At 52.1% G+C, this 23,699-nt stretch carries 25 protein-coding genes; 15 read left to right on the plus strand and 10 right to left on the minus strand.

What is annotated here, in order from left to right; translation table 11 throughout:
- The coding region (locus ACHHZ7_RS22485; RefSeq protein WP_001680836.1) for an IS1 family transposase at nt 1–69 on the minus strand (69 nt) is incomplete at its 3' end.
- A 49-nt stretch (nt 70–118) separates the two neighbouring features.
- Here ACHHZ7_RS22485 and ACHHZ7_RS22490 point away from each other — a divergent pair.
- Both ACHHZ7_RS22490 and ACHHZ7_RS22495 read left to right on the plus strand, forming a co-directional pair.
- Nucleotides 119–1,486: an L-serine ammonia-lyase gene (locus tag ACHHZ7_RS22490; RefSeq protein ID WP_123969774.1), complete on the plus strand. Its 1,368-nt coding sequence runs from the start codon at nt 119–121 to the stop codon at nt 1,484–1,486.
- A complete protein-coding gene (locus ACHHZ7_RS22495; RefSeq protein ID WP_048224602.1) occupies nt 1,483–1,872 on the plus strand; it encodes a helix-turn-helix domain-containing protein in 390 nt (129 codons plus the stop codon). The genes ACHHZ7_RS22490 and ACHHZ7_RS22495 overlap by 4 nt, the downstream gene beginning before the upstream one ends.
- Here ACHHZ7_RS22495 and fghA read toward each other — a convergent pair whose 3' ends face one another.
- A complete protein-coding gene (fghA, locus tag ACHHZ7_RS22500; protein WP_008785267.1) occupies nt 1,873–2,709 on the minus strand; it encodes an S-formylglutathione hydrolase in 837 nt (278 codons plus the stop codon).
- Between the two features lie 322 nt (nt 2,710–3,031).
- Between fghA and folE the strand changes: the two genes are divergently transcribed.
- From folE to mglC, 6 genes are all read left to right on the plus strand, one after another.
- Nucleotides 3,032–3,700, plus strand: a complete 669-nt coding sequence (gene folE, locus ACHHZ7_RS22505) for a GTP cyclohydrolase I FolE (protein WP_003027410.1) — start codon at nt 3,032–3,034, stop codon at nt 3,698–3,700.
- Nucleotides 3,701–3,714: 14 nt separating this feature from the next.
- Entirely contained in the window at nt 3,715–4,872 is a 1,158-nt protein-coding gene (gene yeiB, locus ACHHZ7_RS22510) for a DUF418 domain-containing protein YeiB (protein WP_060683536.1), read from the plus strand.
- A 144-nt stretch (nt 4,873–5,016) separates the two neighbouring features.
- Nucleotides 5,017–6,042, plus strand: a complete 1,026-nt coding sequence (galS, locus tag ACHHZ7_RS22515; RefSeq protein ID WP_032943995.1) for an HTH-type transcriptional regulator GalS — start codon at nt 5,017–5,019, stop codon at nt 6,040–6,042.
- Nucleotides 6,043–6,335: 293 nt separating this feature from the next.
- Nucleotides 6,336–7,334: a galactose/glucose ABC transporter substrate-binding protein MglB gene (gene mglB, locus ACHHZ7_RS22520; RefSeq protein WP_003027399.1), complete on the plus strand. Its 999-nt coding sequence runs from the start codon at nt 6,336–6,338 to the stop codon at nt 7,332–7,334.
- Between the two features lie 71 nt (nt 7,335–7,405).
- On the plus strand, nt 7,406–8,926 hold the full coding sequence (gene mglA / locus ACHHZ7_RS22525; protein WP_003027396.1) for a galactose/methyl galactoside ABC transporter ATP-binding protein MglA: 1,521 nt from the start codon (nt 7,406–7,408) through the stop codon (nt 8,924–8,926).
- Between the two features lie 15 nt (nt 8,927–8,941).
- Nucleotides 8,942–9,952, plus strand: a complete 1,011-nt coding sequence (gene mglC, locus ACHHZ7_RS22530) for a galactose/methyl galactoside ABC transporter permease MglC (RefSeq protein WP_003027393.1) — start codon at nt 8,942–8,944, stop codon at nt 9,950–9,952.
- A gap of 50 nt (nt 9,953–10,002) precedes the next feature.
- Here the strand turns inward: mglC and ACHHZ7_RS22535 are convergent, their stop codons facing one another.
- The 6 genes from ACHHZ7_RS22535 to ACHHZ7_RS22560 form a co-directional block, all read right to left on the minus strand.
- On the minus strand, nt 10,003–10,242 hold the full coding sequence (locus tag ACHHZ7_RS22535; protein ID WP_003834502.1) for a DUF2542 family protein: 240 nt from the start codon (nt 10,240–10,242) through the stop codon (nt 10,003–10,005).
- Nucleotides 10,243–10,244: 2 nt separating this feature from the next.
- The gene (gene sanA / locus ACHHZ7_RS22540) at nt 10,245–10,964 is read right to left on the minus strand and encodes an outer membrane permeability protein SanA (RefSeq protein ID WP_003027383.1); all 720 of its coding nucleotides are present in this window, start codon (nt 10,962–10,964) and stop codon (nt 10,245–10,247) included.
- 163 nt (nt 10,965–11,127) lie between these two features.
- Complete coding sequence (gene cdd, locus ACHHZ7_RS22545; protein WP_008785263.1) at nt 11,128–12,012, minus strand: cytidine deaminase; 885 nt, start codon at nt 12,010–12,012, stop codon at nt 11,128–11,130.
- 148 nt (nt 12,013–12,160) lie between these two features.
- Nucleotides 12,161–12,856, minus strand: coding sequence for a CidB/LrgB family autolysis modulator (locus ACHHZ7_RS22550; protein WP_003027380.1), 696 nt, complete (start codon nt 12,854–12,856; stop codon nt 12,161–12,163).
- Entirely contained in the window at nt 12,853–13,257 is a 405-nt protein-coding gene (locus ACHHZ7_RS22555; protein WP_003834497.1) for a CidA/LrgA family protein, read from the minus strand. The genes ACHHZ7_RS22550 and ACHHZ7_RS22555 overlap by 4 nt, the downstream gene beginning before the upstream one ends.
- A 131-nt stretch (nt 13,258–13,388) precedes the next feature.
- Nucleotides 13,389–14,297: a LysR substrate-binding domain-containing protein gene (locus ACHHZ7_RS22560; RefSeq protein ID WP_060683537.1), complete on the minus strand. Its 909-nt coding sequence runs from the start codon at nt 14,295–14,297 to the stop codon at nt 13,389–13,391.
- A gap of 126 nt (nt 14,298–14,423) precedes the next feature.
- On the opposite strand from ACHHZ7_RS22560, the gene ACHHZ7_RS22565 reads away from it, so the two are divergent.
- The 6 genes from ACHHZ7_RS22565 (at nt 14,424) to dusC (ending at nt 20,415) form a co-directional block, all read left to right on the plus strand.
- On the plus strand, nt 14,424–15,782 hold the full coding sequence (locus tag ACHHZ7_RS22565) for an aromatic acid/H+ symport family MFS transporter (RefSeq protein ID WP_060683538.1): 1,359 nt from the start codon (nt 14,424–14,426) through the stop codon (nt 15,780–15,782).
- A gap of 11 nt (nt 15,783–15,793) precedes the next feature.
- Complete coding sequence (gene gtdA, locus ACHHZ7_RS22570) at nt 15,794–16,831, plus strand: gentisate 1,2-dioxygenase (RefSeq protein ID WP_057066534.1); 1,038 nt, start codon at nt 15,794–15,796, stop codon at nt 16,829–16,831.
- A 15-nt stretch (nt 16,832–16,846) separates the two neighbouring features.
- A complete protein-coding gene (locus tag ACHHZ7_RS22575) occupies nt 16,847–17,548 on the plus strand; it encodes a fumarylacetoacetate hydrolase family protein (protein WP_060683539.1) in 702 nt (233 codons plus the stop codon).
- Nucleotides 17,549–17,556: 8 nt separating this feature from the next.
- Complete coding sequence (gene maiA / locus ACHHZ7_RS22580) at nt 17,557–18,201, plus strand: maleylacetoacetate isomerase (RefSeq protein WP_003834489.1); 645 nt, start codon at nt 17,557–17,559, stop codon at nt 18,199–18,201.
- A gap of 14 nt (nt 18,202–18,215) precedes the next feature.
- A complete protein-coding gene (locus ACHHZ7_RS22585) occupies nt 18,216–19,409 on the plus strand; it encodes a 3-hydroxybenzoate 6-monooxygenase (protein ID WP_032943986.1) in 1,194 nt (397 codons plus the stop codon).
- A gap of 61 nt (nt 19,410–19,470) precedes the next feature.
- Entirely contained in the window at nt 19,471–20,415 is a 945-nt protein-coding gene (gene dusC, locus ACHHZ7_RS22590) for a tRNA dihydrouridine(16) synthase DusC (RefSeq protein WP_003834483.1), read from the plus strand.
- 257 nt (nt 20,416–20,672) lie between these two features.
- On the opposite strand, the gene ACHHZ7_RS22595 is transcribed toward dusC, so the two are convergent.
- Nucleotides 20,673–21,407 carry a bifunctional 2-polyprenyl-6-hydroxyphenol methylase/3-demethylubiquinol 3-O-methyltransferase UbiG gene (locus tag ACHHZ7_RS22595; protein WP_008785256.1) on the minus strand — a complete coding sequence of 245 codons (735 nt, stop codon included), beginning with the start codon at nt 21,405–21,407 and terminating at the stop codon, nt 20,673–20,675.
- 169 nt (nt 21,408–21,576) lie between these two features.
- On the opposite strand from ACHHZ7_RS22595, the gene mdtQ reads away from it, so the two are divergent.
- Nucleotides 21,577–23,016 (plus strand): multidrug resistance outer membrane protein MdtQ, encoded by a 1,440-nt coding sequence (mdtQ, locus tag ACHHZ7_RS22600; protein ID WP_048234918.1) that lies wholly within the window; start codon nt 21,577–21,579, stop codon nt 23,014–23,016.
- 37 nt (nt 23,017–23,053) lie between these two features.
- Here the strand turns inward: mdtQ and ACHHZ7_RS22605 are convergent, their stop codons facing one another.
- A complete protein-coding gene (locus ACHHZ7_RS22605) occupies nt 23,054–23,623 on the minus strand; it encodes a DedA family protein (RefSeq protein ID WP_003834476.1) in 570 nt (189 codons plus the stop codon).
- Between the last annotated feature and the right edge of the window lie 76 nt (nt 23,624–23,699).

Consider the following 23,699-nt stretch of genomic DNA (forward strand, 5'->3'; position numbering starts at 1 on the left):
GCTTTTGCCGTTACGCACCACCCCGTCAGTAGCTGAACAGGAGGGACAGCTGATAGAAACAGAAGCCACTGGAGCACCTCAAAAACACCATCATACACTAAATCAGTAAGTTGGCAGCATCACCGAAAGTTGTATTGATATTTTTAAAGTCGTCATTGGGCCTTCCAGTTCAAGAACAGTAGGGCCAATGCGTGCCGCGTTTAACTTCATTTCACAATTAAAGCTACAGGAGATCTTACCGCTAACGCGAGAAATCGAGGTTGAGCTATATGGCGCGCTCTCATTAAGCCGCAAGTGTCATAACGTTGATATCGCTCTTTATCTGGGGCTGTTGGGCAACCAGCCGGATGATGTTGATTTACGCCAGCAGATGGATCTCATTAAACGTGCTGAACAGGACGGCACCCTGACGCTTTCTCCTTCAGTTACCGTGACGGTCGTAATTAAGCCGAATCAACAACCGCATTCTGGTCATCCCTACGCGATGACGTTTCGCGCCAGAGATGATTATTTTACCTTGTATGAAGAAACATGGTTTTCAACCGGCGCCGGCCAGGTTCGCAAACCCGGCGAGTCGGTGCCCGAGAGAACCGCGCAAAAAAACGCATTTCCTTTTGCGTTTCAAAATGCCGCGCAGCTGCAGGCGCTGTGTCAGCGTAATGGATTATCCGTTGCGGCGTTAATGATGAAAAATGAGTTACAGATGCATTCTCAGGCGGCGTTGCATGACTATTTCGCGCATGTTTGGGCGATAATGCAGCAGGCAGTCCATCGTGGTCTGCATACTGAAGGACTACTGCCTGGCTCGTATCAGGTGCCGCGCAGGGCCTGCTCGCTCTATAAATTACTGGCAATGAAACCCTCTGCTAACGACTTCCTCACCAACCTCAACTGGGTGAATGCGTTTGCGATTGCCGTCAGCGAGGAAAACGCCGCAGGAGGGCGAGTGGTGACAGCGCCGACCAATGGTGCCAGCGGTATCATCCCAGCGGTCCTAAGTTGGTACGATAAGTTTGTCTGTAAGCTGGATAGTGCATCGGTTATCCGCTTTTTCCTCACTGCTGGCGCCATTGCGCTACTGTTCAAACAAAACGCGTCTATCTTAGGTTCTGAAGTCGGGTGTCAGGGAGAGATCGGTGTGGCCAGTTCGATGGCCGCGGCCGGATTAGCGGAACTGATGGGAGCGTCAGTTGCTCAGGTGCTGAACGCTGCAGAAATCACCATGGAGCATCATCTCGGGCTGACCTGCGATCCGGTTGGCGGACAGGTACAAATTCCCTGTGTCGAACGAAACGCGATTTCGTCCGTAAAAGCGATTAACGCCGCAACGATGGCGATGAGCCGTGTCAGCGAGCCATGTGTTTCGCTCGATGAGGTGATTGCTGCCATGTATGAAACGGGTAAAGACATGAGTGCGAAGTACCGTGAAACGTATCACGGCTGCCTTGGGAAAATTCAGCCAAAAAAATCGGGGAGGGCGGCATGAAATATCACACCATGAATAATGATGAAATCATCTTGTCATTATGCGCTCGCATCAGAGAAACGCGGATTTCTCTGGCGCTAACGCAGCAGCAGCTTGCTGACCGCGCACAGGTGGGCATTGCGACCATTAAACGCATTGAGAAAGGCGGCGGCCTCAATCTGGACACGCTTATCTCCCTGCTGCGGGCACTGAATAAGTTGCACCATCTGGATGCAATCTTATTCGAGTCTGAAGTGCGTAATTTTAACGAAGGTCATGAAGGCGGTGAGAGCGTGGGGCGATTACAGGTACGCCAACAGGCGGCCGATCTAAATCGTAAAGCATCCGCGCCGCAATCAGAAGAGATGAGCTACAGCGCGGCAATAGAAAACACTCTTTACTGGTGATTACTTCAGCAAATACTGGGCGTGGAAGCGCAGGTGATCCTCAATAAACGACGCAATAAAGTAATAGCTGTGGTCGTAACCAGGCTGGATGCGTAGCGTCATTGGCCATGCGGTCTGACGGGCAGTTTCGGCCAGTACCGCGGGCTGCAACTGATCGGCAAGAAACTGATCGCTGTCTCCCTGATCGATTAGCGTCGGGATCGCGTCTGCGGGTTTGCTGGCCAGCATTAACGCGCAGCTATCCCACTCTGCCCACTGTGTTTTATCTTCGCCCAGATAAGCGCTAAAAGCCTTCTCACCCCACGGAACACGACAAGGGTTTACGATCGGCGCAAAGGCGGAAACGCTGGTGTATCTCCCGGGATTTTTCAGCGCCATAATTAATGCGCCGTGGCCGCCCATGGAGTGTCCGCTGATGGCGCAGCGATCGCTGACGTTAAACTGCGACTGAATCAGTGCCGGAAGCTCATCACGCAGATAGTCATACATACGAAAATGCGTTGCCCACGGCTGCTGGGTGGCATTGAGGTAAAATCCGGCCCCTTGACCTAAATCGTAGCCATCATCGTTGGCAACCTGCTCGCCGCGCGGGCTGGTGTCCGGCATCACGAGAACAATACCCAGCTCAGCAGCAATGCGCTGCGCGCCTGCTTTGGTGGTGAAGTTTTCATCATTACAGGTCAGGCCCGACAGCCAGTACAGCACCGGAGGTGCGGCGTTATCACGGGGTGGTGGAAGAAAAATACTGAAGGTCATGGCGCAATTTAACGTGGCGGAGTCGTGACGCCAGCGTTGCTGCCAGCCTTCAAAACAGCGGTGCTCTTCAAGCATTTCCATGCGTGGCTCCTTGTTGTGTTGAACCTGAATGTGTTTGCGAACTCATCATAATACAGATTATTCATAGCACTGTGAGTAACTTTCACTTCCGCATTGAGCAAACATACTTCATCATCTATATAACTTTACATTAACACTCGACGTCACCGGGCTGAACGACAAGTGAAATCAGCAACGCTGAAAGGCTGTGCCAATTTCAATAATTATCACGGTGAATACTGGATTATGTGCGCCGCCTCACGCACAATGTTCTGGCTGTGACACAGCCTAAAAACTTTGCCCCATGCAGGGCAGAGGCGCCCCACCTGCAGGAGAAGAAGAAATGTCATCACTCAGTAAAGAAGCGGCACTGGTTCATGAAGCGCTGGTTGCGCGTGGTCTCGAAACCCCGCTGCGCCCGCCCGTGCAAGAGATGGATAACGAAACACGCAAACGTCTTATCTCTGGCCATATGACCGAGATTATGCAATTGCTCAATCTCGATTTGAGCGATGACAGTCTGATGGAAACTCCGCATCGCATTGCGAAAATGTATGTCGATGAGATTTTCTCCGGCCTCGATTACGCCAACTTCCCGAAAATCACCGTCATTGAAAACAAAATGAAGGTGGACGAGATGGTCACGGTTCGCGATATCACGCTGACCAGCACCTGCGAACACCACTTTGTCACTATCGATGGCAAAGCGACGGTGGCGTATATTCCGAAAGATTCGGTCATTGGTCTGTCGAAGATTAACCGCATTGTGCAGTTCTTTGCGCAGCGTCCGCAGGTACAGGAACGTCTGACCCAGCAAATTCTCACCGCGCTGCAAACGCTGCTCGGGACGAATAATGTGGCGGTATCGATTGATGCGGTGCATTACTGTGTGAAAGCGCGCGGCATTCGCGATGCGACCAGTGCGACCACCACCACTTCTCTTGGCGGATTGTTTAAGTCCAGCCAGAACACGCGTCAGGAATTTCTGCGCGCAGTACGTCATCACAACTGATTAGGACAGGAACCATGGAGCGTAATGTCACGCTGGATTTTATTCGTGGCGTTGCCATTCTTGGTATCCTGCTTCTCAATATTAGCGCCTTTGGCTTGCCGAAGGCGGCATATCTCAACCCCGCCTGGTATGGCGACATTACCTTATCTGACGCCTGGACCTGGGCGCTGCTCGATCTCTTCGCGCAGGTAAAATTCCTCACGCTGTTTGCTCTGCTGTTTGGTGCTGGTCTGCAAATGCTGCTCCCGCGTGGTAAACGCTGGATCCAGTCGCGGCTTACGTTGCTGGTGCTATTGGGATTCCTTCACGGTTTACTCTTCTGGGATGGCGATATCCTGCTGGCATATGGCTTGATCGGCCTGATTTGCTGGCGGCTGATCCGGGATGCGCCGTCGGTGAAAAGCTTGTTTAACACCGGCGTGGTGCTTTATTTGGCGGGCGTTGGTGTATTACTGCTGTTGGGTGTGATCTCCGGGAGCGAAACCAGCCGGGCCTGGACGCCGGATGCTTCAGCGCTGCTGTATGAAAAATACTGGAAAGTGAACGGCGGAATGGAAGCAATCAGCAATCGCGTGGATATGATGTCCAATAGCTTGCTGGCGTTAGGCGCGCAATATGGCTGGCAACTGGCGGGGATGATGCTGCTCGGCGCGGCATTAATGCGTAGCGGCTGGCTAAAAGGGCAGTACAGTTTGCAGCATTATCGACGCACTGGCGTTCTGCTGGTTATTATCGGCATGGCGATTAACCTGCCTGCTATCATCGCTCAGTGGCATCTGGACTGGGCCTACCGCTGGTGTGCCTTCCTGTTACAAGCCCCGCGAGAGCTGGGGGCGCCTTTGCAAACCATTGGTTATGCTGCGCTGATGTTTGGTTTCTGGCCACAGCTTAGTCGCTTCAAATGGGTCATTGCTATCGCCTGTGTGGGGCGCATGGCATTAACCAACTATCTGTTACAAACCTTAATCTGCACCACGTTGTTTTATCAGGCCGGTTTATTTATGAAATTTGACCGGCTGGAGCTGCTGTTTTTCGTCATCCCTGTCTGGGCGATTAACTTACTTTTCTCTGTCATATGGCTGCGTTTCTACCGGCAGGGCCCGGTGGAATGGCTGTGGCGTCAATTAACCCTGCGTGCTGCGGGGACATCATTACCGCGAACATCCAGATAACGATCTGGATCACATTCATTAACAAAATGGATGTAAGCGCTTTCATTCCTGTGACATCACTCACGCAGTCCGTTTCATTGTGCTGACAAAATACCCAGCCTGGGGTGTCTGCGGGCAGCCGCAATCTAAAACAGGGCAGTGAATATGGTAACCATTCGTGATGTGGCACGGCAGTCTGGCGTTTCTGTAGCGACCGTTTCCCGCGTACTGAACAACAGTGCGCTGGTGAGTCCCGATACGCGTGAAGCGGTAATGAAAGCAGTCACTCAGCTTGGCTATCGACCTAATGCCAACGCACAAGCACTGGCGACGCAGGTAAGCGACACGATTGGTGTTGTCGTCATGGATGTATCAGATGCGTTTTTTGGCGCGCTGGTAAAAGCCGTGGATATGGTTGCCCAGCAGCATCAGAAGTATGTCCTGATTGGCAACAGCTACCATGAGGCGGAAAAAGAACGTCATGCCATTGAGGTGTTGATTCGCCAACGCTGTAACGCGCTGATTGTACACTCTAAAGCGCTGAGCGATCGGGAACTGGCCGAGTTTATGGATCAAATCCCCGGCATGGTACTGATCAACCGCCTTGTTCCTGGCTACGCCCACCGTTGCGTCTGCCTGGATAACATCAGCGGTGCCAAAATGGCTACCCGAATGCTGCTAAATAATGGTCATCAACGCATCGGTTATCTGGCATCAAGCCACCGCATTGAAGATGACGCCATGCGCAAAGAAGGATGGTTAACTGCCCTGAAAGAGCAAGGGATTGTTGCGGCAGAAAGCTGGGTCGGCACCGGTTCGCCCGATATGCAGGGCGGAGAGTCCGCGATGGTGGAATTGCTGGGGCGTAACTTACAACTGACGGCGGTCTTCGCTTATAACGACAATATGGCAGCAGGCGCACTGACCGCGCTAAAAGATAACGGCATCGCTATTCCATTACACCTTTCTATCATTGGCTTCGATGATATTCCCATCGCACGTTACACCGATCCGCAGCTAACCACTGTGCGCTATCCCATTGCCTCAATGGCAAAAATGGCGACGGAGCTTGCGCTACAGGGGGCGGCTGGCACGTTGGATCCGCAGGCGTCGCATTGTTTTATGCCAACGCTGGTGCGTCGTCATTCAGTAGCGCTGCGGCAGAATGCGGCACCGATCACTAACTCATAACGTTGCGCGATGTAACCGCTTTCAATATGTGAGTAAATTCACAGTATATTAACAATGCGATAGCTATGATGACACTGTTTGTTGCGCTGTAACTACTATGTAACGGTGAATAATCACTTTCATCGAGGTATAGGTGCCTTAAACAAAAATTAAAGCCTGTTTTTGGAGCGTTGCCAGACACGGAAGAAATATTTTTTAAAAGTGAGTTTCGGCGTTCAGTAACACTTCAGTAACGTTCTGCCTGCCGAGCATTTATCTCAAGTACTACCCTGCATAATAAAACCGGAGATACCATGAATAAGAAGGTGTTGACCCTGTCTGCTGTAATGGCAAGCATGTTATTCGGCGCGGCTGCGCACGCTGCTGATACCCGCATTGGTGTGACTATCTATAAGTATGACGATAACTTTATGTCTGTAGTACGTAAGGCTATTGAAAAAGATGCCAAAGCGGCACCAGATGTACAGCTGCTGATGAACGACTCGCAGAACGACCAGTCCAAACAAAACGATCAGATCGACGTGCTGCTGGCAAAAGGCGTTAAAGCACTGGCGATTAACCTGGTTGACCCGGCAGCTGCTGGCACGGTCATTGAAAAAGCACGCGGACAGAACGTACCGATCGTATTCTTCAACAAAGAACCTTCTCGTAAAGCGCTGGACAGCTATGACAAAGCGTATTACGTCGGTACCGACTCTAAAGAGTCCGGCATTATTCAGGGTGATTTGATTGCCAAACACTGGGCAGCTAACCCGAACTGGGACCTGAACAAAGACGGCAAAATTCAGTTTGTTCTGCTGAAAGGCGAACCGGGACACCCGGATGCTGAAGCACGTACCACTTACGTGATTAAAGAGCTGAACGACAAAGGCATTAAAACTGAGCAGCTGCAGTTAGATACTGCAATGTGGGATACCGCTCAGGCGAAAGATAAGATGGATGCGTGGATGTCTGGTCCAAACGCGAACAAAATTGAAGTGGTTATCGCTAACAACGATGCGATGGCAATGGGTGCAGTTGAAGCGCTGAAAGCGCACAACAAAACCAGCGTACCAGTATTTGGTGTGGATGCGCTGCCTGAAGCGCTGGCTCTGGTGAAATCTGGCGCCATGGCCGGTACCGTCCTGAACGATGCCAACAACCAGGCGAAAGCCACCTTCGATCTGGCGAAAAACCTGGCTGACGGCAAAGGTGCGGCAGATGGCACTAACTGGAAAATTGAGAACAAGATTGTTCGCGTTCCGTACGTAGGTGTCGATAAAGATAATCTGGCAGAGTTCACCAACAAATAAATACTCCGTATGTGGGCGCAATTTCATTGCGCCCTTAATAACGCACTCTGCAAGGCCAACAAGGTATAATTATGGTCAGCACACATACTCAGTCGTCAGGCGAATACTTGTTGGAAATGACCGGCATCAACAAGTCCTTCCCCGGCGTTAAGGCGCTTGATAATGTCAATTTAAAAGTCCGCCCGCATTCTATTCACGCCCTCATGGGAGAGAATGGCGCGGGGAAATCAACATTATTGAAATGTCTTTTCGGCATCTATCAAAAAGATTCCGGCAGTATTTTATTTCAGGGTAAAGAAATCGATTTTCATTCTGCGAAAGAAGCGCTTGAAAATGGTATTTCGATGGTACACCAGGAATTAAACCTGGTATTACAACGTTCTGTAATGGACAACATGTGGCTGGGACGCTATCCCACCAAAGGCATGTTTGTCGATCAGGAAAAAATGTACCGCGATACCAAAGCGATATTTGATGAACTGGATATTGATATCGATCCGCGTGCGCGTGTCGGCACATTATCCGTTTCACAAATGCAGATGATTGAAATTGCGAAAGCATTCTCCTATGACGCCAAAATCGTCATCATGGATGAGCCAACTTCATCGTTAACCGAAAAAGAAGTTAACCATCTGTTCACCATCATCCGTAAGCTGAAAGAGCGTGGATGCGGTATTGTTTATATCTCTCACAAAATGGAAGAAATCTTCCAGCTGTGCGATGAAATTACCGTTCTGCGCGATGGCCAGTGGATTGCGACCCAGCCGCTGGAAGGGCTGGATATGGATAAGATCATCGCCATGATGGTCGGACGTTCACTGAACCAACGTTTTCCGGATAAAGAAAACAAACCTGGTGAAGTCATTCTGCAAGTGCGTAACCTGACCTCGCTGCGCCAGCCGTCGATTCGTGATATCTCGTTTGATTTGCACAAAGGGGAGATTCTTGGGATTGCAGGTCTGGTAGGCGCAAAACGCACGGATATCGTTGAAACGCTTTTTGGTATTCGTGAGAAATCATCAGGTACGATTACGCTACACGGCAAAAAAATTAATAACCACAGTGCAAATGAAGCCATCAACCATGGTTTTGCACTGGTCACGGAAGAGCGCCGCTCAACCGGTATTTATGCGTATCTGGACATTGGTTTTAACTCGTTAATCTCCAATATCCAAAACTATAAAAACAAAGTTGGTCTGTTGGATAATTCCCGCATGAAGAGTGATACCCAGTGGGTAATTGACTCTATGAGGGTAAAAACGCCGGGTCATCGTACACAAATCGGTTCACTTTCTGGCGGTAATCAGCAAAAAGTGGTTATTGGTCGTTGGTTATTAACCCAGCCAGAAATTCTGATGCTGGATGAACCGACGCGCGGAATCGATGTTGGTGCGAAATTTGAAATTTATCAGTTGATTGCCGAACTCGCGAAAAAGGATAAGGGGATTATTATTATTTCCTCTGAAATGCCGGAGCTGCTGGGTATTACCGATCGTATTCTGGTGATGAGCAATGGTCTCGTTGCTGGAATTGTTGACACTAAAACAACAACGCAAAACGAAATCCTCCGTCTTGCGTCTTTGCACCTTTAAGATTAGGGGCTCCTCATGAGTGCGTTAAATAAGAAAAGTTTTCTTACTTACCTGAAAGAAGGCGGAATTTACGTTGTTCTTTTGGTTTTGCTGGCGATTATTATTTTCCAGGATCCCACTTTCTTAAGCTTACTGAACCTGAGTAATATTCTCACGCAATCCTCGGTGCGTATTATTATCGCATTGGGTGTGGCTGGACTGATTGTTACCCAAGGGACCGACCTATCGGCGGGGCGTCAGGTTGGCCTGGCGGCAGTGGTGGCGGCAACTCTGTTGCAGTCGATGGAGAATGCCAACAAGGTGTTCCCGGAAATGGCGACGATGCCGATCATTGTAGTGGTGCTGATTGTCTGCGTGATTGGCGCCATTATCGGTCTGGTGAACGGTATTATCATTGCTTATCTGAACGTAACGCCGTTTATTACCACACTGGGTACGATGATTATCGTTTACGGGATCAACTCCCTGTACTACGACTTCGTCGGCGCATCGCCAATTTCTGGCTTTGACAGTGGATTCTCAACCTTTGCGCAGGGCTTTATTGCACTGGGCAGTTTCCGACTCTCCTACATCACTTTCTATGCGCTGATTGCGGTGGCTTTTGTGTGGGTGCTGTGGAACAAGACCCGCTTCGGTAAAAACATTTTCGCCATCGGCGGAAACCCGGAAGCTGCGAAAGTGTCCGGTGTAAACGTTGCGCTGAACCTGCTGATTATCTATGCGTTGTCTGGCGTGTTCTATGCCTTCGGTGGTTTGCTGGAAGCAGGGCGTATCGGCTCAGCGACCAACAACCTCGGCTTTATGTATGAGCTGGATGCGATTGCGGCGTGCGTGGTTGGCGGCGTGTCGTTCAGCGGCGGGGTAGGTACCGTGTTTGGCGTAGTGACCGGTGTGATCATCTTCACCGTCATCAACTACGGTTTGACCTACATCGGCGTGAACCCTTACTGGCAGTATATTATCAAAGGCGGCATTATCATCTTCGCGGTCGCGCTGGACTCACTGAAGTACGCGCGTAAGAAGTAATCTGGGAAGAGAAAAATAAAACCGGTGCAGAGGCTTTCTGCATCGGTTTTTTATTTGATAAAGAGTAACCAGATACCAGTGAACAGTGCACCAATGGCCATACCGAAATAAACGATGATATAGCTCCAGTAAGTGCTGGGTTCTTTAGCGCGAGAAATGATCATTGGCGTCTGCGAACCTTTCACTGTTTTCTCGACGATACCGGAACGCAGTCCCTTCAGGCCTTCTCTGCACGTCCAGAGAACAATCATCAGTACGCCAATAACGATAAAGATCGTTTTTCCTTCCATGCTTATTTTCCTTGTTTCTTTTGTAATTCGAGTAATTGTTCAGGCGTGACCGCCGGATACCCCTGCGCATCGTCCGGTACCTGATGCATGGTAGGGATGGGCACCAGTGGGCCTAAAAAACGGGGCTCACGTTTGAAAATGTAGAGATCGGCGAGTGCGCCAAAACGGGCACCAAATTCACGTACCCGCACGGTGAGCATATCTTTTGGCGAAGGCACCGCATAGCACTGAGCCTGAATGCCCATATGCAGCGCAATAAACAAGGCGCGCTCACAGTGGAATCGTTGAGTAATAATGATGAAATCGTTGGTGTCGAATACTTTACGCGTACGCACGATGGAGTCGAGCGTGCGGAATCCGGCGTAATCAAGCACGATGTCAGCGGGATCGACGCCTGCAGCAATCAGATCCTTACGCATCGTCATGGGTTCGTTGTAGCTTTGCTGGGCATTGTCGCCGCTTAACAGCAGATAGTTTACCTTCCCGCTGTTATAGGCGTTCAATGCGCCCTGAATGCGGTAGCGGTAATACTGATTGATGACGCCGGTGCGGTAATACTTTGCCGTGCCCAGAACCACACCGACCTGGCGGTAGGGTAAATCCTGCAGTTCGTCGTAAATGTAGGGAGCAGTCTTCCAGCTCATCCAGCGATCGAGTCCAAGCACAGTCAAAAGCAGCAAGCCTAACAGGACTAACAGGCTGTAAAACACGCGCTTTAACATGCAGAAAACTCGTTATTTGGATGGAATTTCAATCAGGCTACTGTACCGGAAGACGTAGCGCAAGAAACAGCAGTCTGATTGAGGGGATTTTAGGCATTCTGCATAGTGCCGGATAGCGGTGTAAACACCTTATCCGGCCTACGAACCGGCGTTATTGAGTCGATTAACCCAGGAGAACGCGCTCAATATTATTGCAGCCCAGTGCTTTCAGCGTGGCGGAGGTCGCATCCCACTGAATCAACGGCGCGTCGGCTTTTTCAGCCAGCACGGCGCGTTGGATATCTGGATAATCATAACCGTTCAGATTCAACAGGTTTAACGCGCCTTGCAGCGGTGGCAGGGTCGGGTTAAAGGCGGCATTTTCAGCATAGCTGCCGCTAAAAATACGGCCATCTTTACACTCGAGCGCCACGCCGCTTGGGGATTTGCTGTACGGCATATGACATCTGTTGGCAGCAGTGATTGCCGCTTGGGTCAACGCATCGCCCTGCAGCGCGAAGCCGTGATCCTGATCGTCCATCAGCAGCGTTTTAATCTCCAGATCTTTCGGGCCGAAGGCATCTGGCAGGTAATCACGCAGCATGTGTGGCGCACGTCCCGGCAGATGAATCCGTAAATCCAGTCCGCTGTTCAGTTCGTTCATAAACTGGCGACAGTGGCCGCACGGCGTGTAGTTGACGGTGATGGCGGCGAGCCCTTTTTCACCGCGCAGCCAGGCGTGGCTGATAGCGCTTTGCTCGGCATGAACAGTTTGCTGCATGGTCGCGCCCAGGAACTCCATGTTCCCACCGAAGTACCAGTTGCCGCTGATGCCGCGAGAAATTGCCCCAACGTTGAAGTTGGACAGCGGAGTACGTGCGCAGGCCGCAGCCAGCGGCAGCAGAGCGAATGCCAGCGCGTCTTCGTCCAGTCCCGATTCGCGTTTCAGCAAAGAGACCTGCTCAGCAGTCAGCATGGCGGGGAAATGTGCATCCGCCAGAACAGGGGCCAGGGCTGATTGCAAGTTATCCGCGAGTTGGGCAAAAGCAGTTTGAAAACGTGGATGCATGGCGATGCCTCATAACAATGTAATGGAATCGTAGTTTACGGGCCTGCTATGGCTTTATATGTGATCCAAATCTCATTGTGTATGCAACTTATGAAACTTAAATGAAAAATGTGCAACGCATCGCAAATAAATAGCTAAAAAATGAAGATTAACCCACCACTGCCAGAATAATCGGGAACAGGAACGGGGCTACCAGCGAGGTAATAATGCCGCAAATGACCAGCGCCAGTGAGCTAAACGCACCTTCCTGATAGTCCAGTTCCGCACAGCGTGCGGTGCCCAGGGCGTGCGACGCGGTGCCCATTGCCAGCCCACGAGCGGCCTTAGTGCGAATACGCATGGCATTGAGTAACGTATGTCCAAATACCGCCCCGAGAATGCCGACAAAAATGACGCATACGGCGCTGATCGCCGGAATGCCGCCAATACTGCCTCCCACGGCCATAGCGATAGGCGTGGTGACCGATTTTGGCATGATAGACGCGGCAATTTGCGGCGATGCGCCCATCAACAAGGCGATTGTTGTACCTGTAACCATCGCCACAACGCTCCCGGCAAAACAGATAGCAATGATTGATTTCCAGCGGGCGCGAATCTGGTGCAACTGTTCGTATAACGGATAGGCCAGCGCGACCACGGCAGGCTGCAGCAAATCGTTCAGCACTTCGCTGCCTTTGAAATAGTGATCGTAGGGAATACCTGTCAGCAGCAGAATGGGAATAATTACCACCATGGCGACCAGCAGAGGGTTCAGCAAAGGCATTTTAAAGCGAGCTGCCAGCTTACGTGCGCCAAAAAATACCGCCAGCGTAAGAGGTAATGACCACCAGATATACGACATCATTTTTTTGCTTTAGCCTCTTTTTGCCCAACGATTTTGCGCTCACCGTGCACAATGTGCGAGCTCCAGCTCACCACCAGGAAAACGACCAGCGTACTGATGGTACAAGACACTACCACCGGACCAAATTGCGCGCGCAGCAGGTCAAAGTACTGCATGATCCCCACGCCAATCGGGACAAACAACAGGGCCATATAGCGAATCAGCACGTAGCAGCCGGGGTTAACCCATTTTGCCGGTAACACCTGCAAAGCCAGTAAAACAAACAGAATCAGCATGCCGATAATGCTGCCCGGAATGGTGATAGGGAGTAGCGATGCAAGAAAAATACCTGCATAGAGGCAGGCATAAATCAGGACGAATGCGCGCAAATATTGCCAGATAACGTTCAGTGCTTTGCTCATAGTTGAAACCCTTGACGAGACTCATTCATCATACAATTAAACTTAAAAACGTGCTACCGATCACATCATGAATTCTAAGCATAGAGGAAATAGATATCTGGAACATCGGGCGATGGCCCTAACTCTCCGCGCTAAACTTGTGCCAGGTAGAACAGAAAACGATTCAGGGCGGTAGTAGGCGTTTCGTTGTTGCGCCAGAATACGCCGACGCTGCCTTTTTGTTCAATCTTCGGCAGATTCAGGATAACCAGTTGTCCCTGGGCGGCATACCGTTGTGCCAGCCGTAGAGAAAGAATAGAGATCATGTCGCTACTTTGCAGCAGGTTGGTACTGACGTTGATTGATGCCGATTCAATGATGTTTTCCGGCAACATTACGCCGTTATCAACCAGCGCGTTATCAATGCTTATCCGGATAGGGGTTCCTGTCGGCCAGACAATCCAGCGCCAGTTAGCCAGATCGTGCCAGGTGAGCAGGGGATATTTTGCCAAGGGATGATCGGGGCGGGCGACGAAACAGACCGGCTCGGTATACAGCACTTGATAATTGAGCGGCAACTGAAGCGCCCGACCGCCGACCCGACCGACGACGACATCCACCGAACCCGCGAGCAGATCGTGCAGCAGCGGGGTCATCACTTTCTCTTCAATATTTAGATGCAGGGTTGGCAGTTCTGTGAGCAAACCCAGTATTGCCTGTGAAACACAGTCGGTCGCTACCGGCGAGCAGCCAATCTTCAGACTCCCTACAAGGCCGCCTTGCTTAAAACGGGCGATTTCATACTGCGAACGCTCCATATCATTGATCAGGCGTTGGGCATGTTGCAGTAGCAACTTGCCGCCTTCGGAAGGGCGCAAGCCTTTACTGTGACGTTCAAAGAGCGTGATGCCAATCTCATCTTCGAGCTGTGATAACCATTTCGACAACGCGGGCTGGGTGATATTCATCATCCGGGCGACGTGCGTCAGATTTCCCTGTTCGCCCAGCGCGATAAGCGTTTGCAGGTGTTGCAACTTCAGTTTCTGCGCCCAGTTTGCCATTTGCTATAACCTCCAGGTTATGCCTCTGCATGAAAAGCCATTGTACATTTCATCTCCAAACATACAAAGTCGCAACATACCTAAAACAAAACAGACATCTACTCTACCTGCACTGAGGCATTCACTATGACTCAACAACGTGATCTACAAGCACTGATCGATTCCGCCCCCGTCGGTAAGACCCAGTGGCGCGTTATTATCTGCTGTTTTCTGGTTGTCATGCTTGACGGATTTGATACCGCGGCGATTGGTTTTATCGCACCCGACATTCGCACTCACTGGCAGCTGACTGCCGGCGATCTGGCACCGCTGTTTGGCGCTGGTCTGCTGGGGCTGACCGCTGGCGCGCTGCTCTGTGGCCCGCTGTCCGACCGTTTTGGCCGCAAACGAGTGATAGAACTCTGCGTGGCGCTGTTCGGTGCGCTTAGTCTAATTTCGGCTTTTTCACCCGATCTGCAAACGCTGGTTATTTTGCGCTTTCTTACCGGCTTAGGGCTGGGCGGCGCGATGCCGAATACCATTACTATGACTTCGGAATACCTGCCCGCGCGTCGGCGTGGCGCACTGGTCACCATGATGTTCTGTGGCTTTACTCTGGGATCGGCAATGGGCGGTATCGTCAGCGCACAGCTGGTGCCGGTGATTGGTTGGCACGGCATTCTGGTGCTGGGAGGCGTTCTGCCGCTAATGCTGTTTGTTGCTCTGCTGTTTGCGCTACCGGAATCCCCGCGCTGGCAGGTTCGTCGTCAACTGCCGCAAAACGTGATTGCCAGAACCGTTAGCGCCATCACCCGGGAATGTTATGACAATACCCATTTTTATCTCAACGAAGGTGCCGCGATAGCTAAAGGCAGCATTCGCCAGCTGTTCGTTGGGCGGCAGCTGCCTATTACTCTGATGCTATGGGTAGTGTTCTTTATGAGCCTGCTGATTATTTATCTGCTCTCTAGCTGGATGCCAACGCTGCTTAACCATCGTGGAATTGATCTGCAGCATGCCTCCTGGGTAACTGCCGCCTTCCAGATTGGAGGAACGCTGGGGGCACTGGCGCTGGGCGTGCTGATGGACAAATACAATCCTTTCCGCGTGCTGGCCGTGAGTTATGCGCTGGGCGCAGTGTGCATCGTCATGATTGGCCTGAGCGAAAACGGTCTGTGGCTGATGGCACTGGCTATTTTTGGCACCGGCATCGGCATCAGCGGTTCTCAGGTTGGTCTTAATGCGTTAACCGCTACGCTTTATCCGACACAAAGCCGGGCGACGGGCGTCAGCTGGTCTAATGCAGTGGGGCGCTGCGGCGCGATTGTCGGCTCGCTTTCCGGCGGGGTGATGATGGCGATGAATTTCTCATTCGATAACCTGTTTTTCATTATTGCCGTCCCGGCGGCCATCAGCGCGGTAATGCTTACGCTGCTGACGGTTGTTATCCGCCAGTCGGCCTCTGTCTCAAATACTCTGCCACGCGCAGGTGTTGTGAATGAATAAGGAGAATCCCTATGTCTGAACTGAATCAGGACGTTAAGAACAGCCGTCAGCAGTTTTACCAGCATATTTCCGGGCAGAATCTGACCCCGCTGTGGGAGTCGCTGCACCGCCTGGTGCCGCCAACACCGAACGCACATTGCGCGTCTGCGTACTGGAACTATCAGGAGATCCGCCCGCTGCTGCTGGAAAGTGGCGATCTGATTGGCGCGAAAGAGGCGATTCGCCGCGTGCTGGTGCTGGAAAACCCAATGCTGCGTGGACAGTCTTCAATCACCCCAACGCTGTACGCGGGATTGCAGTTAATTATGCCGGGCGAGGTTGCGCCGAGTCATCGTCATAATCAGTCTGCACTGCGCTTTATTGTCGAAGGGAAAGGAGCATTTACCGCCGTGGACGGTGAGCGCACCCAAATGCATGAAGGCGATTTTATTCTGACGCCGCAGTGGCGCTGGCACGATCACGGCAACCCGGGCAGTGAACCGGTGGTGTGGCTGGACGGTCTGGACCTGCCGTTGGTGAACCTGCTGGGCTGTGGCTTTGCGGAAGACTACCCGGAAGATCAGCAGCCGGTCACGCGCAAGGAAGGGGATTACTTACCGCGCTACGCGGCCAATATGCTGCCGCTGCGTCATCAGAAAGGTAACTCATCGCCTATTTTTAACTATCGCTACGATCGCAGCCGTGAAGCACTGCATGACCTGACCCGCATGGGCGACGCCGATGAGTGGGACGGTTACAAGATGCGTTACGTTAACCCGGTAACCGGCGGTTATCCCATGCCTTCGATGGGAACCTTCCTGCAACTGTTGCCGCAGGGCTTTTCCTCACGGATGGCGCGTACCACCGACAGCACTATCTACCACGTGGTGGAAGGATGTGGGCAGGTCACCATTGGTAACGAGACCTTCAACTTTTCGCCAAAAGATATCTTTGTGGTGCCAACCTGGCACGGCGTGTCGTTCCAGACCCACGAAGATACCGTCTTATTCAGTTTTTCGGACAGACCGGTTCAGGAAGCACTGGGGTTGTTCCGCGAAGCACGCTATTAATTTGGGAGAGAGAAAATGACGCAATACGTATTTGAACCACAAGCGCCTGTTACCGTTCCGGTTGTTGGCTGTGATGAACAATTTCCTGTGCGCCGTGTTTACTGTGTGGGCCGTAACTATGCCGCTCATGCCCGTGAAATGGGCTTTGATCCGGATCGCGAACCGCCGTTCTTTTTCTGTAAACCTGCCGATGCGGTAGTCCCGGTGGCGGCTGGTCAGATCCTCGAACTGCCGTACCCATCGCAAACCGATAACTATCACTATGAGATAGAGCTGGTGGTGGCGATTGGCAAAAAGGGCAGTGATATTCCGCTGGAAAAAGCGCACGAATATATCTGGGGCTATGCCACCGGTCTGGATATGACCCGCCGTGACCGGCAGATGGAGATGCGCCAGATGGGGCGTCCGTGGGAAATTGGCAAAGCGTTTGATCTCTCCGCGCCCATCGCGCCGCTGCATAAAGCCAGCGAAAGTGTGGATGTTAACCATGCGCCAATCTGGTTGCAGGTCAACGGCGACGATCATCAGCGTAGCGATATTCGCCACCTCATCTGGTCTGTGAATGAAACCATCAGCTATCTGTCTGGTTTCTTCGAACTGCAGCCGGGCGATCTGATCTACACCGGTACCCCAGAAGGCGTGGGGGCGGTAGTGAAAGGGGATGTGATCACCGGAAACGTAGACGGTTTAACCCCCATCGCCGTGAAGATTATCTGAGGTGGATGATGAAGCTGTACAGTTTCTTTAATAGCTCGGCGTCATATCGGGTGCGCATTGCGCTGGCGCTGAAGGGGCTGGATTACCAGACGGTGGGCGTCAACATTCGCATCGGTCAGCAGAACGAACTGGCCTACCGACGGATGAACCCGGTGGGACTGGTGCCGACTCTGGTGACCGATGACGGAGAATCACTTGGGCAGTCGCTGGCAATAATTGACTGGCTGGATGGCCACTTTCCGCAAACGCCACTGCTGCCTGCCGACTTCCCGGTGCGCAGTAAGGTGCTGGAAATTGTCTATGCCATCGCCTGTGATATCCACCCGGTGAATAACATGCGGGTACTGCGCTACCTGAGCGAAGAGTTAAAGGTCAGTGAAGAAGATAAAAAACGCTGGTATGCACATTGGATCCAGCAAGGGTTAAGCGCGGTGGAACAGATGCTGCGCCAGAGTCATTCGGGGAAGTTCTGCGTGGGTGATGCGCCGACGCTGGCGGATTGCTGTCTGATCCCACAGTGGGCGAACGCGTTACGTATGGGTTGCGATCTGAGCGGATATCCGCGCTGTAAGGCGGTATATGATGCCTGTACTCAGCTTCCGGCGTTTATCGCCGCCGCGCCCGAGAATCAACAAGATAAAATTCCAGCCTGATAAGGAGAACGACAATGGCTAAAGTGACACGCGCAATTATCGTGGGTGGCGGGATTGGCGGCGCGGCGACCGCGCTATCGCTGGCTCGTCAGGGCATTAAAGTGATGTTGCTGGAGAAAGCGCACGAGATTGGTGAAATTGGCGCGGGTATTCAGCTCGGGCCGAATGCATTCTCTGCTCTGGACAGCCTTGGCGTGGGGGAAGTCGCCCGTCAGCGCGCCGTTTTCACCGACCACATTACGATGATGGATGCGGTAAACGCAAAAGAGGTGGTCCGCATTGAAACCGGCCAGGCGTTCCGCGATCACTTTGGCGGTCCTTATGCGGTTATCCATCGGGTTGATATTCATGCTTCTGTGTGGGAAGCGGCGCTGGTGCATCCTAACGTTGAGTATCGCACTTCAACTAACGTGGTTGATATTCGCCAGACCGAGAATGACGTGACGGTATTTGATGAGCACGGCAACAGCTGGACGGCGGATATTTTGGTGGGCTGTGACGGTGTAAAATCGGTCGTTCGTCAGTCTCTGATTGGCGATGCGCCACGGGTTACCGGACACGTGGTCTATCGCGCCGTGATTGATTGCGATGATATGCCGGAAGATTTACGCATTAACGCACCGGTGCTGTGGGCCGGACCACACTGTCACCTGGTGCACTATCCACTGCGCGGCGGTAAGCAATATAACCTGGTGGTGACCTTCCACAGTCGTCAGCAGGAAGAGTGGGGCGTGAAGGATGGCAGCAAAGAGGAAGTGCTCTCCTATTTTGCGGGTATTCATCCGCGCCCGCGTCAGATGCTGGATAAACCGACGTCATGGCGGCGCTGGTCCACCGCCGACCGCGAGCCGGTAGAAAAATGGGGAACCGACCGCATCACGCTGGTGGGGGATGCCGCGCACCCGGTGGCGCAATATATGGCGCAGGGTGCCTGTATGGCGTTGGAAGACGCTGTAACGCTCGGTAAAGCGCTACAGCAGTGTGATGGCGATGCGGCTGATGCCTTTGCGCTGTATGAGTCGGTGCGTATTCCGCGTACCGCACGCATCGTCTGGTCAACGCGTGAAATGGGCCGTGTCTACCACGCCGCAGGCGTCGAGCGGCAGGTGCGTAATCTGCTGTGGAAAGACAAATCGCAGGCGGAGTTTTATCGCGGTATGGAATGGCTGTACGGTTGGAAAGAAGATAACTGCCTGTTGCCGCGCTGAGCCTCTTTAATCTCCCGAACGGAGGCGCTACCATAGCGCCTCTTTTTTTGCGGGTGACGATATGCGTGTTTTACTGGCGCCGATGGAAGGCGTGCTCGACTCACTGGTGCGCGAGCTGCTGACTGAAGTGAATGATTACGATCTGTGCATCACCGAGTTTGTGCGCGTGGTGGATCAGCTCCTGCCGGCAAAAGTATTTCATCGACTCTGCCCGGAACTCCATAACAACAGCCGGACGCCATCCGGCACGTTGGTTCGCATTCAGCTGTTAGGACAGTATCCGCAGTGGCTGGCGGAGAATGCCGCACGAGCGGTAGAACTGGGCTCGTACGGTGTCGATCTAAACTGTGGCTGTCCATCGAAGCTGGTGAATGGTAGCGGCGGTGGCGCAACATTATTGAAAGATCCTGAGCTTATCTACCGGGGCGCAAAAGCTATGCGCGAGGCGGTCCCGGCTCATCTTCCGGTGACAGTGAAAGTTCGTCTGGGCTGGGACAACAGCGACCGGCAGTTTGAAATTGCCGATGCCGTCCAGCAGGCTGGTGCCAGCGAACTGGCGGTGCATGGCCGAACCAAAGAGCAGGGCTACAAGGCGGAACATATCAACTGGCAGGCGATTGGCGAGATCCGCCAGCGGCTGACCATTCCGGTTATTGCGAATGGCGAAATCTGGGACTGGCAGAGCGCCCAGGATTGTATGGCCATCAGCGGATGCGATGCGGTGATGATCGGACGTGGCGCATTAAATATTCCGAACCTGAGCCGCGTGGTGAAATACAACGAGCCGCGTATGCCGTGGCCTGAAGTCGTGACGCTGTTGCAAAAATATACCCGCCTTGAAAAGCAGGGGGACACCGGGCTGTATCATGTAGCGCGGATTAAGCAGTGGTTAGGGTATTTGCGCAAAGAATATTCAGAGGCAACAGAACTGTTTCAGGAAATTCGAGCGTTAAATAATTCGCCGGATATCGCACGTGCGATTCAGGCTATCGAGATTACTGCCTGAACTCAGCTCCAGTAGGCCGGATATGGCGTTTACGCCGCCATCCGGCATCAGAGAGAATAATAGCCTGAGATTTCTGCTATCAGGCCTGGGCGAAATGACGACATCAGAAAATCATCTTAAACACGCCTGTTACCACCAATAGCCCAATCAGAAAAATAATCAGAATTACCCACAGCAGAATTTTCATTAACTTTCCTTTTTTTGGTAAGTTCAGATTGAGTATAGGAAAGTATCAATCATTCTGCCTGGAGGCGTTGTTATGCAGGTTTACGTGCGCTGAGCAGAAACACCATCGGCCGCTCTTTTTCTTCATCTAAAGCCGGGTTTTCAGCAATCTGTTGCGCGGACGGTCCCCATTCATCGACACAGACGATCTCGAATCCGGCGGCAATCAGCGCATTAATCCAGGTCGCCAGCTTACGGTGCTGTTTTTTGACGCCTTCAGCAAACCAGTTACTGATGCGCTCACCTTCCTGCTGATAATGATTAACCGGCCAGGACAGCTGCCCGGTTTTATCTTTTATCCAGCCCTGATTAAGCGGTGCGGTATAAATTGGATGCTCGGCAGAGAAAACTAACATACCGCCTGGTGTTAATGACTGGTAAATGGTTACGAATAATCGTTCTATATCGTGCAAATAGTGCAGGGCAAGCGAGCTATAAACCAGGTCAAAAGAATTTGGGGACAGGGTTAGCGTTTCGAGATCTTCACGCTGATAAACGATGCCATTACCCTGCGTCATACTGTGTGCCTGGGTTAACATTTTTTGTGAAATATCCAGTCCCATTACGCTGGCTGCCTGATTATCGCGCGCGTAGCGGCAAAACCAACCATATCCACAGCCCAAATCAAGAATGTTTTTGCCTTGAAGAGAGGGGAGCATCGCTTGTATTGTCGGCCATTCTGGCGCGCCGTCGAGTCCCTTTACTGAACGATCCAGCGTGGCATATCCGGCAAAGAACTCAGGATCGTCATAGATATTCTGTGACATAACATCTCCATCCATTAATTATTAAAATTATTTAATCTATATTATTCACTAGGTGTATATTTTGCTGATTATATATTTTTATTGCCAAAGATGTATTGCCACGCGTAACTAAAAAAGCAACAGCGACAAGTCGTAATCTCTGCACATCTTTTCTTACCTGTATATCTCCATGAATCGTAATTCTGTGTTTGTCACGACGGCATTGTTGCCGCTTTTTGTTCTGATGTCTGGCTGCGCGCCGATGCATGATGACCGTCAGTCTCTGTCACAGCAGACGCCTGCCGCAAATGTCGATACCACATTGCCTGCCGCGTTAAAAAATGGCTGGCCGGACAGCCAGTGGTGGAAGGCATATCACGACCCCCAGCTTAATGCGTTGATTGACAGCACGTTGCGAAATTCTCCTGATATGCAGGTCGCGGAACAGCGCATTCAACTGGCGGAGGCGCAGGCTAAGGCCGTGGAAGCGCAAGATGGCCCGGAGATCGACTTCTCCGCAGACGTTGAGCGTCAGAGAATGTCAGCTGAGGGGCTGATGGGACCTTTCGCCATAACCGATCCCGCAGCAGGAACCACGGGGCCGTGGTATACCAACGGTACTTTTGGTTTAACTGCCGGCTGGAATCTGGATCTGTGGGGTAAGAATCGGGCCGAAGTGACTGCGCGCATTGGAGCCGTTAAGGCGCGTGAAGCTGAGCGCGAGCAAACCCGGCAGCTGCTGGCGAGCGGTGTCTCCCGTCTTTACTGGGAATGGCAGACGCAGGCGGCGCTGAAAACCGTGCTGACGCAAATCGAAAGCGAGCAGCAAAATGTGATTACCGTCGATCGTCAACTGTATCAAAACGGCCTCACTTCTTCGGTGGAAGGCGTCGAAACCGATATCGATTCCAGCAAAACAGAGCAGCAGCTGAATGATGTCAGCGGTAAAATGAAGGTGATTGAGGCGCGCCTAAGCGCGTTGAGCAACTCGCAGTCCGTTGCCCTGAAGCTCCATTCGACCAAACTGCCCGTGGTTGAAAGTCAGCTTCCGTCCCAGCTAGGTTATTCGCTGCTGGCCCGTCGACCAGATTTGCAGGCAGCTCACTGGTACATTGAGTCATCGCTGAGTAGCATTGATGCGGCGAAAGCGGCGTTTTATCCCGATGTGAATCTGATGGCATTTTTACAACAGGATGCGTTACATCTGAGTGACCTGTTCCGCCATTCCGCGCAGCAAATGGGCGTAACCGCCGGGCTGACGCTGCCTATCTTTGACAGTGGCAGGCTGAATGCGAATCTCGATATTACGAAAGCGCAAAGTAACCTGACGGTGGCGAATTACAACAAAGCTGTGGTGGATGCGGTGAATGACGTGGCACGTGCGGCATCGCAGGTAGAAACATTGGCGCAGAAAAATCAGCATCAGCAGCAGATTGAACATGACGCTCAGCGCGTAGTGGGGCTGGCGCAGGCGCGCTTTAATGCGGGTATTATTGCGGGCTCCAGGGTCAGCGAGGCAAAGATCCCGGCATTACGTGAACAGTGCAACGGTCTGCTTTTGCAAGGCCAATGGCTGGATGCCTCAATCCAGTTGACCAGCGCGCTGGGCGGCGGTTATCACGCATCCTGATTGTTCGGCCCGACGGTGTTCCGCTGTCGGGCCATCTTCATTGCGCTTTACGCGTGCTTCGGCGTTTCATCCACCAGCGGACGCCCGCGACTATCCCGATAACCAGCACCAGCCAGATGCCATGCTTGATATGCTGGTCAAGGCTATGCAGCCACGGCGCGATCACTTCACCACCGACGTAGCCGAGGGTGGTAAATAGCAACGCCCAGACAAACGCGCCAAGAATATTCAGCGGTAAAAATATCTTCGGCGGCAGGTGACTGGCGCCAATCAGTAAGGGACCAATAACGCGAAAGCCGTACATAAAGCGCGTACCGACCACAAACAGGTAAGGACGCCGTTGGATCATTTTCTGCGCATAATGAATTTTCGCCTGATGGCGCGAGAAACGACGCAGAATTTTGCCGCCAAAACGACGTCCGAGTAAATAGAGCAACTGATCGCCAATCATCCCACCTAGTGCGACCGAGAGTACCACCAGCGGGAATTTCAGGACTCCCTGATGCGCCACGACGCCGCCTAACAGGGTAATGGTTTCACCTTCCGCCAGGCTGCCGATGATTAACGCAGCATAGCCGTACTGCGCAACATAATGCGTTATATCCATACGTTGTATGACCTCCACGGTAATAGCATACACCCTATGAATACTTGATGCCGGAAAAGACGCATAGTAGCGCTTA

The sequence above is a fragment of the Citrobacter freundii complex sp. 2024EL-00216 genome (assembly GCF_043945515.1).
In the GTDB taxonomy this organism is placed as follows: domain Bacteria; phylum Pseudomonadota; class Gammaproteobacteria; order Enterobacterales; family Enterobacteriaceae; genus Citrobacter; species Citrobacter portucalensis.

Coding starts and splice junctions, on each gene's coding strand:
- ACHHZ7_RS22495 (WP_048224602.1), top strand. CDS start 1,483: ATGAAATATCACACCATGAATAATGATGAAATCATCTTGTCATTATGC.
- fghA (WP_008785267.1), bottom strand. CDS start 2,709: ATGGAAATGCTTGAAGAGCACCGCTGTTTTGAAGGCTGGCAGCAACGC.
- folE (WP_003027410.1), top strand. CDS start 3,032: ATGTCATCACTCAGTAAAGAAGCGGCACTGGTTCATGAAGCGCTGGTT.
- yeiB (WP_060683536.1), top strand. CDS start 3,715: ATGGAGCGTAATGTCACGCTGGATTTTATTCGTGGCGTTGCCATTCTT.
- galS (WP_032943995.1), top strand. CDS start 5,017: ATGGTAACCATTCGTGATGTGGCACGGCAGTCTGGCGTTTCTGTAGCG.
- mglB (WP_003027399.1), top strand. CDS start 6,336: ATGAATAAGAAGGTGTTGACCCTGTCTGCTGTAATGGCAAGCATGTTA.
- mglA (WP_003027396.1), top strand. CDS start 7,406: ATGGTCAGCACACATACTCAGTCGTCAGGCGAATACTTGTTGGAAATG.
- mglC (WP_003027393.1), top strand. CDS start 8,942: ATGAGTGCGTTAAATAAGAAAAGTTTTCTTACTTACCTGAAAGAAGGC.
- ACHHZ7_RS22535 (WP_003834502.1), bottom strand. CDS start 10,242: ATGGAAGGAAAAACGATCTTTATCGTTATTGGCGTACTGATGATTGTT.
- sanA (WP_003027383.1), bottom strand. CDS start 10,964: ATGTTAAAGCGCGTGTTTTACAGCCTGTTAGTCCTGTTAGGCTTGCTG.
- cdd (WP_008785263.1), bottom strand. CDS start 12,012: ATGCATCCACGTTTTCAAACTGCTTTTGCCCAACTCGCGGATAACTTG.
- ACHHZ7_RS22550 (WP_003027380.1), bottom strand. CDS start 12,856: ATGATGTCGTATATCTGGTGGTCATTACCTCTTACGCTGGCGGTATTT.
- ACHHZ7_RS22555 (WP_003834497.1), bottom strand. CDS start 13,257: ATGAGCAAAGCACTGAACGTTATCTGGCAATATTTGCGCGCATTCGTC.
- ACHHZ7_RS22560 (WP_060683537.1), bottom strand. CDS start 14,297: ATGGCAAACTGGGCGCAGAAACTGAAGTTGCAACACCTGCAAACGCTT.
- ACHHZ7_RS22565 (WP_060683538.1), top strand. CDS start 14,424: ATGACTCAACAACGTGATCTACAAGCACTGATCGATTCCGCCCCCGTC.
- gtdA (WP_057066534.1), top strand. CDS start 15,794: ATGTCTGAACTGAATCAGGACGTTAAGAACAGCCGTCAGCAGTTTTAC.
- ACHHZ7_RS22575 (WP_060683539.1), top strand. CDS start 16,847: ATGACGCAATACGTATTTGAACCACAAGCGCCTGTTACCGTTCCGGTT.
- maiA (WP_003834489.1), top strand. CDS start 17,557: ATGAAGCTGTACAGTTTCTTTAATAGCTCGGCGTCATATCGGGTGCGC.
- ACHHZ7_RS22585 (WP_032943986.1), top strand. CDS start 18,216: ATGGCTAAAGTGACACGCGCAATTATCGTGGGTGGCGGGATTGGCGGC.
- dusC (WP_003834483.1), top strand. CDS start 19,471: ATGCGTGTTTTACTGGCGCCGATGGAAGGCGTGCTCGACTCACTGGTG.
- ACHHZ7_RS22595 (WP_008785256.1), bottom strand. CDS start 21,407: ATGTCACAGAATATCTATGACGATCCTGAGTTCTTTGCCGGATATGCC.
- mdtQ (WP_048234918.1), top strand. CDS start 21,577: ATGAATCGTAATTCTGTGTTTGTCACGACGGCATTGTTGCCGCTTTTT.
- ACHHZ7_RS22605 (WP_003834476.1), bottom strand. CDS start 23,623: ATGGATATAACGCATTATGTTGCGCAGTACGGCTATGCTGCGTTAATC.